Below are 13,124 nucleotides of genomic sequence, written 5' to 3' on the forward strand. Positions count from 1 at the left end.
ACGGAGCCTGGGGCGTGTCCTCATCACGATAAACCTGCAAATTCTTCGATCAAAATTAATTGGATGACGATTATTACACAAGCCGGGAACAGGGTGACTTGTCAACATCTGAACTGGCAAAGTGTTCCAACGCTACCAATGCGTCGGTTTTTTTGATTGCCTCATCAAGGCTGAGGCGGTCTTCAGGGTTGAAGCGGGTCAGATTCCACAATAGTTCACTCACGTCTTCCAAAATAACTTCCGGAGCCTCAATTTCGGTAAACTGCATAACGGGATCATCGTTATTAAAGTAGTGGTTACAAAGTGCCCACCTATAAAACGCGTGGTTGCTGGCACCCGGTAATGGAAGACGGTTATTCCAGAATTCGGCCAGGGTCTGGCCCAGGGAAAAGACATCGCTGGTGGGACTAATGTCCCCTTTTTCCATAAGTTCGGGCGCTATGTAGTTATAACTTCCCCGAGTTGTATTGAGAGATGTTTTTGTGATATCAGTGGCTAAACCGAAATCAATGATAGTGACGTTCAGGGTATCCGGATCCACCATAATATTCCTGGGTTTGATGTCCAGATGCAAAATGCTTTTATCGTGAATATCCTTGACGGCGGCAATGATGGCTCGGGTGATTTGAAGTCTTTGCAACGTATTGAGTGTTCGTTCACCTTTCTTTATTTTTTTCATGAGTTCATGTAATTCCATGCCCGGGGCGCGGCGCATGATGATGTAGCCGCGTGTTTTTCCGAACAAGGCGGCTTTGCAATGCAGGACGCTGCTTCCCTGCCTGGTTCGCTCCGCTTCTTTTTTAATCCGTTTTTTTGTCGACTTCCCATCAAGTGGTATGCGTTTGACCACCCGTTCCTTTTCACCCTCCCGGACTTTGTAGATCATCTTCTTATCCATCTTGATGACACCTTTACTGGACTGCACGGTGCCGAATCCGCCGTTACGTTGTTTGTTTGTCTCCACAACTTCAAGAGAGCGGTTATCAGGTTTTAAATCATTTTTTAGTAAGGGGGCAGTTAAGCGAATTTTTGTGGTAGTCGAATGGCCATCCGGACTGGCAACTGTATAGGAATGGTTGCCGGCTGAAATAAAGCGTAATGATTTGTTTTCAACATACTCCCGAAGAATGGCTCTTTGCCTGTCATCCATGCTGGCAGGATTTATTGTTATCGGATTGCCGGCTCCTGTTTCTTTTTTCGATTTCATTAATCATTCCCGTTATTAAAGTATGTGGATTGTTATTACATCAAATTGCAATAATGCTGGTTATCGGTATCCTGGCAGGATTCAGAATTTGTCAGAAAATCTATCATTTTCCCTGTTTTTAATGCGGCCTCGTCAAGCCCGATGCGATCTTCGCAGTGAAAGCGGCACAGCCTCCACAACAGATCGCTTAATTCACCTTTAATAGGGTCAGGTGCCTTGATGCCGGTAAACTGCCAGATTGATTCATCCTGTAAGTACTGGAAGAACAGTTCACTCATATAAGCATCACTATCCTCAGTATCAGGCAACGATGGCCTGTTGTTCCAGAATTCAGCCAGGGTCTGGCCTAGGGAAAAAACATCACAGGCCGGACTGACTGCGTTCGCAAAAGCCAGTTCAGGAGATATGAATTCAGGCGTTCCCCTGGGATTTTTCACCCGTTTTTTTGAGATAGGGACTGATAAACCAAAATCGATGATAGTGACTTTCAGTGTCGTCGGATCGACCATAATGTTCTCGGGTTTAATGTCAAGATGCAGGATGCCTCGCTGATGAATATTGTTAACCGCCTCAATAATGGCCAGACTGATTTTAAGCATTTGCAGGGTATTGAGTGTTATTTTTCCCTCATCCATTTTTTCCATGAGTTCGTATAACTCCATGCCGGGTGCGTTGCGCATGATTAAATAGGCGTTTTTTGGGCTGAACAAGGCGGCCTTGCAGTGTAAAACACTGCTTCCTTTTCCGGCGCGTTCAGCTTCCTTGCGAACTCTTTTTTTCGTAGATTTCCCGTTGAGGGGTATACGTTTGACAACCCGTTTTTTTTCTTCCCCGCTCCGAACTTTGTATCGCATGTTCTCATCAACCTTGATGACGCCTTTGCTGATTATGGTACTGCCAAACGCGCCGCTGCCTATTTTTTTGTCGAGGATTTCGATGGAACGTCTGGATTCTTTCAGGTCATTCATTAACAGGGAATATTTTAACCGGACGCCTTTTTTTATCGAACGGCCATCCGGCATGTTGATCTCGTAGGAATGTTTGCCCGCCCCGGAAAAACGCAGGGATCGGTTGATAAAATATTCTTCAAGAATAGCTTTTTGTGCTTCACTCATCTTTTTTTCGGGGTTTATCCTTATATATTTCATCAACCACTCCTGTTGTTAATGTTTGTGTAATGAGTTAAAGACGAATCCATACGAATTTTAAAGCGTTAAGCCAGGTTGGTCGTTACCTGTTGTTCCTGTGAAAGCGAGGCGATAGCAAACAGGGAATGGGCAACCTAATGCCCATCCTAACAAGATTGTTAAAATAAAAACAACACAACCTGGTACCCCGTCCTGTTTTGCAGAACACTGAAAAATTCCAGGCAGGCAATGTATGCGGTATGCTATGCGTTTTGTCTGGTATTATCATCCCATGTCAGGAGTTGAGAATGTATCACCTGCTTCGTCCCTTGCTGTTTAAACTGGATCCCGAGCGAGCGCATGATTGGGTATTAAAGACCCTTGACTGGCTGCCTGCTTCGTTATTTGCCACGCCGTCGGGAAAGCCGGTTGAGGCATTAGGCTTGCGTTTCCCGCATCCGGTCGGACTGGCCGCCGGCCTTGATAAAAACGGTGCGCATCTGGATGGTCTTGCCAAACTGGGTTTTTCATTTATTGAGTTAGGTACGGTGACGCCCAAACCGCAACCGGGCAACCCCAAACCACGGCTTTTTCGTTTGCCGGAAGCACAAGCCATTATTAATCGTATGGGTTTTAACAATCATGGCGTGGATGCACTGGTAGCCAATGTCAGCCGGGCAGCCTATCGGGGAATATTGGGCATTAACATCGGTAAAAACAAGGACACGCCGCTTGATCACGCGGTTGAGGATTACCGGTATTGCCTGCAAAAAGTCTATGCCCACGCCTCTTATGTCACCATTAATATTTCCTCGCCGAATACACCGGATTTACGGCGGTTGCAGGAGGGTGATTTTCTGGCGGCCTTGCTGACCGGGCTTACAGAAGAGCAACAACGACTGGCTGATCAGTATCAACGTCTGGTACCCCTGGTCGTGAAAGTATCCCCTGATGAGTCCGATGAGGCTTTAAAACGGATGGCGGACGTGATTGTGGCGAAGGGAATTGCCGGCATTATCGCGACCAATACAACCTGTGCGCGGGACGCGGTGGCGCAATTGCCTTATGGCGGGGAAATCGGAGGGTTGAGCGGACGTCCTTTGGTTCAGCGATCCACGGCCTGTTTGAAACTGCTTAAACAGATTGCGGGTGACGCGGTGACCCTAATCGGTGCCGGGGGCATTGATAACGGCGAAACGGCACGGGAAAAGCTTGAGAGTGGTGCGGCATTGGTACAGGTTTACACCGGCCTGATTTATCAGGGGCCTTCCCTGGTCGGCAGGCTGGTACAGGAGTTGTCAAAAAACCGTAGATGATGACCGCACGCGGTATACGTTTCTCAGACGAATTTACTTTTAACCGGTTTGCACTTGGCGATTGTTAAGGTTTAGGAGTACAATTTGTCTCTTTTACTGCCAAAAATACCATTTATTTATGACCAATCAAGCCCATGTCAGTACGAGGGTGTTGTATAAACGCTTGTTATCCTATGTCAAACCCTACTGGTTTGTGTTATCGCTGGGTGTACTGGCCAATATTTTATATTCGCTGATTGACGCCGGTTTTACCTACATGATGAGGCCTTTTCTCGATAAGGGGTTTATCGATATTGATATGTCCTTTGTCCGGCAAATTCCCTTGATTGTTTTAGTGGGCATCACTATCCGGGGACTGGTTAGTTCCCTTGGCAGCTACTGTATGACCTGGGTGGCTCGATCGGTGGTTAAGGTGATGCGCCAGCTTGTTTTTGCCCACATCATCCGGTTGCCGGCGGATTATTATGATGAAGCGACATCCGGACAGTTGCTGTCCAAAATTCTTTACGATGTGGAGCAGGTCGCGCAAGTCAGTGCTGATGCGCTGACGGATTTTGTCCAGAATACCTGTCTGGTTATCGGCTTGCTGACTGTGATGCTGGTCATTTGCTGGCAATTGTCCCTGATGTTTCTGTTAACCATCCCGTTTGTCGGTTTGATTGTGAACTATACCAACAAACGGGTACGGCGTATCAGCCATAAAGTCCAGAAATCCATGGGGGAGGTGACGGAAATAGCCGGCGAAGCCATAGATGGTTACCGGGTCATTCGGATCTTTGGTGGTGAACGATATGAAGTCAGCAAATTCAACCATGCGACAGAGACGTCACGAAAAAATGATATGAAAGTCGCAATCAGTAAGGTAATTAACGTTTCAGGGGTACAATTTGTGATTGCGGTGGGCATTGCCGCCATTATCTATGCGGCTATACAACTGGCTACGGTGATTACTATTTCAGCCGGTTCTTTTCTGGCTATTATTGCCGCCATGCTGCAATTGATTAAACCCATGAAAACACTGACTACGTTAAATGCGACCATCCAGAGAGGATTGGCCGGCGCCGAAAGCGTGTTTGCCTTGCTGGATAAGCCTGTGGAACAAAAAAGCGGGAAAGTGCTTGCGCAGAAGGTACAAGGCCATATCGTTTTTGACCAGGTGCATTTTGCTTACCGTCAGGGTCAGGAAGTTTTGCATAACGTCAATTTTTCCATTGCGGCCGGTGAGACGGTCGCCCTGGTCGGACATTCCGGGAGCGGTAAAACCACTCTGGCCAGCCTGTTACCGCGATTTTATGAACTGACCGCTGGACGTATCACTCTGGACGGGTGCGATATCAGTCAATTGTCCTTGCCCAGCTTGCGTGAACAAATTGCTCTGGTCAGCCAGCAGGTGACCTTGTTTAATGATACGCTGGCTAATAATATTGCTTATGGACGGTTGGATGTGAGCCGGGAAGATATCATCGTCGCTGCCAGGTTGGCCTTTGCCGATGAATTTATTGCCCGATTGCCGCAAGGTTATGATACCCGGGTAGGCGAAAATGGTGTTTTGCTTTCAGGCGGTCAGCGTCAGAGACTCGCCATAGCGCGCGCTATTTTGAAAGACGCGCCGATTTTAATTCTTGATGAGGCGACTTCCGCCCTCGATAGCGAATCGGAGCGTTATATTCAAGCGGCTCTGGAAGAGGTGATGAAAAACCGGACTACGGTGGTCATTGCGCATCGCCTGTCGACTATTAAGAGCGCGCATAAAATTGTGGTTCTGGATAAGGGACGGGTAGTTGAGCAGGGTACGCATCAGGCGCTTCTCGCCCTTAATGGCCATTATGCGCAATTGTATCGCATACAAAAACTTGGTGTGGACAGCCACAAGACCGAGGTGATGGCCTGATGCTTCTTAATCTGGAAAAATTATGGTATGGACGTCATCCCGGACGCTGGCTTCTAGTGCCGGCAGCCATGATTTACCGGATAGTCATAACCCTTAGACGCTTTTTTTTGCGGACGTTTCGTCAACAACAATTTTCCGTACCGGTCATTGTCGTCGGGAATTTATCCGTTGGTGGAGCAGGTAAAACGCCGCTGGTTATAGCCCTGGCGAAGCAATTGTCGCAAAAAGGGCTTCGGGTAGGAATTGTCAGTCGGGGATATGGTGCGCAAATCCGCTCGTTTCCCCATGAGGTGATGCCGGATGACCTGGCGGAAACAGTCGGTGACGAGCCGCTGCTGCTTGCTAATAAAACCGGTTGCCCAGTAGTAATCGCTCCTATGCGGGTGGATGCGGTACACTTTCTTCTGGACAACTATGATAGTCAGATCATCATCAGTGACGATGGTTTGCAGCATTATAAAATGGGCAGAGCCATTGAAATTGTAGTGATTGACGGTGTGCGCGGCATGGGTAACGGCTGGTGTTTGCCCGCAGGCCCCTTGCGGGAGCCCGTATCCCGGCTTAAGGAAGCCGATTTTCTGGTGGTCAATGGCGGAGAGTGGCCGGGCGCCTATCCCATGACGCTACGATCCGGCCGGTTGACCCATCTTGTACATGGCCGGGAAATTGGGATAGAAGAGTTGCGAACGCCGGTTGCAGCCGTTGCCGGGATAGGGAATCCGCAGCGCTTTTTTACCAGTCTGAAACAGCTTGGCATGTCGTTTCAGCCGGTTATTTTTCCGGATCATCATTTGTATAAAGCGTCGGATCTGACGTTTTCGACGGCTTCCGTCGTCATGACCGAAAAGGATGCTGTAAAATGCCGGTCGTTTGCCGGGGATGCCTGGTATTTTCTACCGGTGGAAGCGGTTGTCAGTGAATTATTCTGGCAAGCGCTCTGGGCTCACAAGCAATTAAAAAGGTTGGCTTTCACATGATACGCACACGATTTTATGGTTTGTTACTGGGTCTGCTTCTGGTAACTCCCCTGGTGTTTGCCAAAGCGGAGGAACCCCGTAATTCTTCAGGTACCAATGAGGCTTCCGGTTTGGAAAATAAACTGGAATCCTCCGATGCCAGACAAGTGGATTGGACATTTTCAGGAGCCGTGACCAATGAGAGCGGTGAACGGTATCATTTTTATTTTCAGCTTCAGCGCCGTGATTCACAGTATCAGGCTCTGGCCGTTTTAATTGATGACAAAAGCAAGGAGCTGGTGTTTTATGAAAAAAGCGAGGAGCAACTGCAAGTATCGGATAATAAGCAGTGGCAAATTGGGCGAGCTTTTCTTCGATTCAACCCTATTAATAACAGCTGGGTGTTCGGGATTCGGAGCAAGGAACAAAAAGGCTTTAATTTCAAGGTGGATACTCTGGAACTGGCGGACAGCACCTCGGTTAAGAAACAGGAAATTCGGGATGGCATTGAACTTCTGATTAGCCGCACCGGTCGTTTAAACGGCCATTTGCAAACGGGAGCCGACAGTAAGGAACAGTTTGTGACTGCTCCAAAGATCTGGTTTCGGCAAATATGGACAAGCAAGCCCCAGACGTCCGAACATCTTGTGACCGCGGTCTTGTGTGATTTTAATGAAAAAGGTGGCTTATACGCCGTCAACATCAAAGAGGAGGATGCGGCACGCGCCTCCGTGGCCGGATGGTATGACGCCAACAGCAAGGCAGTGCGCATGTCGCAGTTTGTTTCCGTTAAGGAAGAAAAGGACAAGACCTGGAAAATTCATGTGGCTTTGCCAAAAACAACGCTCCTGGTGATGAACCTTCTGCCTGCGCTTGAAAACCGCTATGGTTTGGTGGCTGGCTTCATAAACAAGGGAATACCCGGGTTTTGCGCTATTAGCCGCCATAATATTCACCAGGATGTGACGACGAAAGAAAAAGAGGTCCTTTCAGAAACACGTATTGGTGAGGGATTATGAACTTACGCGATCTGCAATATTTTGTAACGTTAGCTAAAACGGAACATTTTGGAGAAGCCGCACGGGCATGTTTCGTAAGCCAGCCTACACTTAGTATGCAAATAAAAAAACTCGAGGGAGAGTTGGGTGTTGTTTTATTCGAGCGAGATAACAAACGGGTGATGTTGACAGGATCTGGAAAACAGCTTCTTGGACGTGCCAAAGAGATTCTGGCTCAGGTCGTTGAAATGAAAGAAATTGCTCACGCCGCCAATGATCCGTTATCAGGCGAGTTGCGTCTCGGTGTTATCCCAACGGTGGCTCCTTATTTGCTGCCTTTGATCATGACGCGGATTCAGACGTCGTTTCCAAAATTAAAAATCTGGTTGATCGAGGATAAAACTCATCACCTGACGGACAAATTACAGGGAGGGGAACTGGATGCGGCAATTATGGCCGCACCGGTTCCAGCGGATTTCGGAAGCCGGATGCTTTATGAGGAACCTTTTTATTTTGCCTGTGCCGCTAACTATCCGTTGCCTGAAAACAAACCTGTTATACTGGATCAATTGGTGGGACAGCCGGTTTTGTTGCTGGATGAAGGCCATTGTTTACGGGAACAGGCCATGTCCATTTGCCAATCGGTACAGGCTGAAACAATGGCCGATTTCACCGCGACTAGTCTGGAAACGCTGCGATTTATGGTACAGGCCGGACTTGGTGTGACACTGATGCCGGCTCTGGCGACACGTGATGTGTCAGGCAGCGAATTAAAAATACGGCCTTTCGCAGATTCCGCACCGTCAAGGAGCATCACGCTTTACTGGCGGGCCAATAGCCCAAGACAGCTTTGCCTGCAGGCACTGGCCGATGTAATCAGTCCACGCGTCAACATGGCGTTACAAAAGTTAAAGCCATAGGTTGCCGGGCATTGTTACTCTTGCTACAGTGAGTATTCATTATCCGGTTATTTTTTTATGGCTCAACCTGCTGAAATTAAACATCTTCGTGTTGCGTTTGAAACGGATAAACAACCTGTTGCCGCCGTTGATGACATTTCGTTTCATCTCAATTCGGGCGAAACTCTGGCGTTGCTGGGGGAATCCGGATGTGGAAAATCTCTGACGTCATTGGCTTTGATGCGTTTATTGCCTGTCAATGCCGGTTATGATTCTGCCAGTGAAGTGCTGCTGCAAGGGCAGGACGTATTAAATGTGCCGGAATCCGTGATGCGCGAATTACGCGGGAAACGGATAGCCATTATTTTTCAGGAGCCAATGACGGCGTTAAATCCGGTTTTGAGAATAGAGGAACAACTGGCGGAAGCATTAAAACAAGGCAACAGGCATTTAAGCCGTGAAGCGCTTGGGAAACGTATGTTGTCGTTATTGAAAGAAGTGGAAATTCCCGAGCCGCAAGTGCGGTTGCGGCAATATCCTCATCAACTTTCCGGCGGCCAGAAACAGCGGATAGTCATTGCCATGGCTCTGGCCAATAATCCGGAAATTTTAATTGCAGACGAGCCGACTACCGCACTGGATGTGACGATTCAGGCTCAAATCCTGGCCTTATTAAAAAAATTGCAGGCCCAGCATCGGATGAGTATGCTCCTTATTACCCATGATCTTGCCGTGGTCAAAGCCGTTGCTGATCGGGTTTGCGTGATGTATGCGGGACAATTGGTCGAACAGGCTGGTGTAGAGGAGTTTTTCTCGCAGGTAAAACATCCTTATTCGCAACAATTGCTGGCCTCACTGCCGTGTTTTGAAAAGCGTAAGAACCGATTGCAGACGATTGCTGGAACAGTACCCGGACTGGGTGCGTTGCCGGGCGGTTGTCGTTTTCATCCCAGATGCGCCCATCGTTTTGCGCCATGTTCCGAGGTGACGCCGCTTTTGCAGTGTATTGAGGATCGTGCGGTCCGTTGCCATCTTTACCCTGAGCATCGTTATCCTCCGGCTCTTAACCACAAGACTGACAAATGGGTACCCAACGAAGATGATCATGAAGAGGTGTTATGCGCACAGGATTTGAATGTCTATTTCACGGTTGGTAAAACGCTGTTTGGGAAAGGTCATATTATCAAGGCGGTAGATGGCTTGTCCCTGACACTTCATCGCGGAAAAACTCTGGCTTTGGTCGGCGAGTCCGGATGCGGCAAGACAACGGCCAGCCGCGCGTTGTTGCGTTTACTGCCTGTTTCGTCGGGAAACATTGTTTATCAGGGCCGGGATATAGCCGGATTCAAGGGTTCGGCATTGCGCAACTATCGTAAAAAAGTACAGATTGTTTTTCAGGATCCATTTTCATCCATGAACCCGCGTATGACCGTTGGGGAGATTATTGCCGAGGGTATGATGGCGCATGGCATGTCATCCAGAGTCATCAGACAGAAGCAGTTGCGTTTGCTGGATCAGGTGAATTTGCCCGAAACGTCTCTGGCACGATATCCCCATCAATTTTCCGGTGGCCAACGTCAGCGGATCTGCATTGCCAGGGCGTTGGCGACCGATCCGGAAGTATTGATCTGCGATGAACCCACCAGCGCGCTGGATGTGTCCGTGCAGGCACAGATTTTAAATTTGCTTAAGGAACTGCAGCAGGATATGGGGATGGCTTATCTGTTTATTACCCATAATATGGCGGTTGTTTCCTATATTGCCGATGACGTACTGGTAATGAGAAACGGTCGTGTGATCGAAAGCGGATCTTGTAAAAAAATTTTTAAACATCCCGAGGATCCGTATACACACACTCTTCTCTCCAGTGTTTTACAAATTTAACCTTTTAAGGATTGCCTCCTCTGCGAGGATGATGGCGCATCGAACAGAAACCACACATCGTCACATGCCATGTGACGATCCGGAACGTTATCCGTTGTCTATACTTACAATATCAATAAAATGCAGTAATTATTAAAGAGCATATATCGATGCCTGAATTCAAGTCATTACTTCTACAATCATATTTTTTACAAAACCCTGATGATCTGGCCATTTTTTTACCTAATGCCAAAGACGAATTGCCACCATTGAAGGGAGTTGACCTCTCACAGTTTAAAAGTACTATCTGGACAGGAGCCGGTGCTGCTGCGGGAGCGGCAATTGGTGTAGCTGTCTCAACGGGTATTGGTGCTTTGGTAACGCCCCCCGTTGGGGCGGCCAGCGCGTTGGTTACTATACCCGGATTCGCTGCAGCCGGTGGCTTCGCCTCCAGCAGATACGGAGGGTGGCGCGCCGGAAAGGCGGTTGAAGCTAGAGCCCGATTAAGGGCTCAGACGGAGGTTAAGGAAGCTGGGGAACGAGCCAATCTTCGCCTCACCATCATGGACATGGATAATCTGATGCGTCAGGTTGAACAACTGATGGATTATTACGCGTTACTGAAAAGAAAACCACCGGTTGATGCTTCGATGTTACGTAAGGGATTGCCTGCGGAGTACAGCGATGAAGCAATTCGTTTAATGTGGAACATGATGCAATACTACCAGAGCCATATTGATGGTGATAAACCAAAAGCGGATGCGCTGCAAAAACAGGTTTTGTATGCTGTTGAAGCATACAGGAATCAGCGCTTGTCCTATCATCGCAAGACTCATTTCACAGGTGCTGAAATCAACACTTATGATGCCTCTGTCATAGCCAGACAAAAAAATAACAACCCTCCCAAAGCACAAGAATTAGTTTATCTTTCCAGTGTTGAGATTGCCAGGACATTACTAACCATAAGTCCGGATAAATTACAAAGCGACACATACAAATCTGACGTCATGGAAAATGTCGGTAAAATGGATGTGGAGGATAATATACGCATATTAATTATTGAAAATCGCAGTTTATTGAGTGCGTTGGAAGAAAAAAATAAACAACGTTCTGATCTGGAGAATGCCATTCATACTGCGCAGCGTGCGGCATCGGATGAACGAAAGCTTGCAGAATTACCAAAAGCGTTAGCTGAGATAATAATGGACATGGATTTTATTGAAAAAGAAATCGAGCGTAATGAGGCGGAGCAATTCAGACTTGGCCATTCAAATGATGACCTGAAAACGTTGACGAAAAACGTCGGTGAGTTAAAAAGGACGAAAGAGGTATATAGCAAACTTGTCGAGGATTTAACAACATTAAAAAGCAATTTAAAGAAAAAGATAACCGGACTGGAAAAAGATCATGCTTCCTATGACCATCTGGATAAGGTATTTCATGAGCAAAAAGAGACTTTAAAAATAACGGAGGAAGAATTACAAGGTATCGACGGAAAAATAGCGATACTAGAGAAACTTTATCAGTTTAAACGCCAGGATTTTGTTGCAGCTACTATTGAAAGCTATACAGCAAAAGAATTAGAGGAAAGCGGGGCGATACTTGCGAAGAAGAAACGAGAGGTAAAGCAGGAACTCATCAGTATAGAAGAAGGAGAAAGGGGAACCAGATTTTTTACAAGAAAAAATCAGGCACAACGAAGGCTGATTGATATTGAAAATCAACTTGCCAAAATTAACCATCAGCTTCATAAAAATAGTAAGCTGAAAAAGCCCGCTCATAAAAATCGCAAAAAAGTAGAACTAAGCGTTGTCAAGCGCGCCTCCGTACGTGAAGAAAATTTTTCAAGGTTTAAAAACTATATTAATTCCACAAGTTTTTCTGAACATATCTATATTAAAAAACTCAAGGAGCTTTTTGCGGATAAAGAACCGAAATCAACCCAGAATTATACAGATTTGTTACTGGATATGCTGGATTTGACTGTAGAGAATTGTCAGGATTTAATAGAAAATACTCCTGTTGGTGAATTAATGCGAGTCATAGTAGAGTTGGATAGTTTCCAGCTTACCTTTACTGATCTCATGAAAAAAATTCAAGATAATCCTGAGCTTAACGCTTTAAAAGACGAGGACGCTCATTTATCTGCGCGAACCGGAAGTACAAAATAAAAGCAATTGTGAATAAAGAGTATTATACTTATAAAAAAGGATTAAATGGATCCTGAGTTGGGAATCTATGAAAGGGATGGCTCACAAGGATTATGCCGTAGAACAGAAAAAAAACATAATCATATTGTTCGGGTTACACTTCAATGTTTTGAAGCTCTTTTGGCATACTTTCTTTATATTCCATGAAATAGTATTGATGTCATTCTGCAATATATAGTTTTCTTTTTGAAAATATGAAATGTGGAAGGAGAAAGATTATGGAGCTCCAGGAATGCAATCGGGATATTTTGTATATAGAAGATGATGTGATTGATATCCAGGGTACGCAAAGGGAATTAAAAAAGGTGAATGATATTTTCAGCATTGAAGTGGCGTTAGATGGTGAGGATGCGTTAAATAAATTGTATGGCCGTAATGGTGAGCAGAAAATCTATCCTAAAGTGATTCTTTTGGATATTAACCTGCCCAAAATGAATGGGATTGATTTACTAAAAACCATTCGTTCGGATCCTGCGCTTGCCGAAACGGAAGTGTTTGTGCTGACCGGCACCTGTATAAAGGCTGATAAACTCAAGATGAAAGGTTTAAACATCAAGGGACATATTGTCAAGCCGCTCGGATATGGTGATGCGTTAAACGTTTTCTGGGCGACACAGCATATGTGAACCCGGGTTCTGTGAACAAAATTAATTACAA

Annotated in this window: 10 protein-coding genes; 8 read left to right on the forward strand and 2 right to left on the reverse strand. The window is 46.4% G+C overall.

From position 1 onward, the window contains the following. Nucleotides 1–73: 73 nt before the first annotated feature. Both CKW05_RS04515 and CKW05_RS04520 read right to left on the reverse strand, forming a co-directional pair. Nucleotides 74–1,207: a protein kinase domain-containing protein gene (locus CKW05_RS04515; RefSeq protein ID WP_058484564.1), complete on the reverse strand. Its 1,134-nt coding sequence runs from the start codon at nt 1,205–1,207 to the stop codon at nt 74–76. Between the two features lie 35 nt (nt 1,208–1,242). Beyond that, entirely contained in the window at nt 1,243–2,355 is a 1,113-nt protein-coding gene (locus CKW05_RS04520; protein WP_058484563.1) for a protein kinase domain-containing protein, read from the reverse strand. Nucleotides 2,356–2,642: 287 nt separating this feature from the next. Between CKW05_RS04520 and CKW05_RS04525 the strand changes: the two genes are divergently transcribed. The 8 genes from CKW05_RS04525 (at nt 2,643) to CKW05_RS04560 (ending at nt 13,093) form a co-directional block, all read left to right on the forward strand. Further along, nucleotides 2,643–3,650 carry a quinone-dependent dihydroorotate dehydrogenase gene (locus CKW05_RS04525; protein WP_058484562.1) on the forward strand — a complete coding sequence of 336 codons (1,008 nt, stop codon included), beginning with the start codon at nt 2,643–2,645 and terminating at the stop codon, nt 3,648–3,650. Nucleotides 3,651–3,768: 118 nt separating this feature from the next. After that, nucleotides 3,769–5,541, forward strand: a complete 1,773-nt coding sequence (gene msbA / locus CKW05_RS04530; RefSeq protein WP_058484561.1) for a lipid A export permease/ATP-binding protein MsbA — start codon at nt 3,769–3,771, stop codon at nt 5,539–5,541. After that, nucleotides 5,541–6,518, forward strand: coding sequence for a tetraacyldisaccharide 4'-kinase (lpxK, locus tag CKW05_RS04535; RefSeq protein WP_058484560.1), 978 nt, complete (start codon nt 5,541–5,543; stop codon nt 6,516–6,518). The genes msbA and lpxK overlap by 1 nt, the downstream gene beginning before the upstream one ends. Next, nucleotides 6,515–7,516: a hypothetical protein gene (locus CKW05_RS04540; protein ID WP_058484559.1), complete on the forward strand. Its 1,002-nt coding sequence runs from the start codon at nt 6,515–6,517 to the stop codon at nt 7,514–7,516. The genes lpxK and CKW05_RS04540 overlap by 4 nt, the downstream gene beginning before the upstream one ends. Further along, complete coding sequence (locus tag CKW05_RS04545; RefSeq protein ID WP_058484558.1) at nt 7,513–8,415, forward strand: LysR substrate-binding domain-containing protein; 903 nt, start codon at nt 7,513–7,515, stop codon at nt 8,413–8,415. The genes CKW05_RS04540 and CKW05_RS04545 overlap by 4 nt, the downstream gene beginning before the upstream one ends. A gap of 57 nt (nt 8,416–8,472) precedes the next feature. After that, nucleotides 8,473–10,278, forward strand: coding sequence for an ABC transporter ATP-binding protein (locus tag CKW05_RS04550; protein ID WP_058484557.1), 1,806 nt, complete (start codon nt 8,473–8,475; stop codon nt 10,276–10,278). A 149-nt stretch (nt 10,279–10,427) separates the two neighbouring features. Beyond that, nucleotides 10,428–12,428: a coiled-coil domain-containing protein gene (locus CKW05_RS04555; protein ID WP_058484556.1), complete on the forward strand. Its 2,001-nt coding sequence runs from the start codon at nt 10,428–10,430 to the stop codon at nt 12,426–12,428. 257 nt (nt 12,429–12,685) lie between these two features. Beyond that, on the forward strand, nt 12,686–13,093 hold the full coding sequence (locus CKW05_RS04560) for a response regulator (RefSeq protein WP_058484555.1): 408 nt from the start codon (nt 12,686–12,688) through the stop codon (nt 13,091–13,093). Nucleotides 13,094–13,124: the final 31 nt, after the last annotated feature.

The organism is Legionella spiritensis, assembly GCF_900186965.1.
Lineage (GTDB): Bacteria > Pseudomonadota > Gammaproteobacteria > Legionellales > Legionellaceae > Legionella_C > Legionella_C spiritensis.

Coding starts and splice junctions, on each gene's coding strand:
- CKW05_RS04560 (WP_058484555.1), top strand. CDS start 12,686: ATGGAGCTCCAGGAATGCAATCGGGATATTTTGTATATAGAAGATGAT.
- CKW05_RS04520 (WP_058484563.1), bottom strand. CDS start 2,355: ATGAAATATATAAGGATAAACCCCGAAAAAAAGATGAGTGAAGCACAA.
- CKW05_RS04550 (WP_058484557.1), top strand. CDS start 8,473: ATGGCTCAACCTGCTGAAATTAAACATCTTCGTGTTGCGTTTGAAACG.
- CKW05_RS04545 (WP_058484558.1), top strand. CDS start 7,513: ATGAACTTACGCGATCTGCAATATTTTGTAACGTTAGCTAAAACGGAA.
- CKW05_RS04525 (WP_058484562.1), top strand. CDS start 2,643: ATGTATCACCTGCTTCGTCCCTTGCTGTTTAAACTGGATCCCGAGCGA.
- lpxK (WP_058484560.1), top strand. CDS start 5,541: ATGCTTCTTAATCTGGAAAAATTATGGTATGGACGTCATCCCGGACGC.
- CKW05_RS04555 (WP_058484556.1), top strand. CDS start 10,428: ATGCCTGAATTCAAGTCATTACTTCTACAATCATATTTTTTACAAAAC.
- CKW05_RS04540 (WP_058484559.1), top strand. CDS start 6,515: ATGATACGCACACGATTTTATGGTTTGTTACTGGGTCTGCTTCTGGTA.
- msbA (WP_058484561.1), top strand. CDS start 3,769: ATGACCAATCAAGCCCATGTCAGTACGAGGGTGTTGTATAAACGCTTG.
- CKW05_RS04515 (WP_058484564.1), bottom strand. CDS start 1,207: ATGAAATCGAAAAAAGAAACAGGAGCCGGCAATCCGATAACAATAAAT.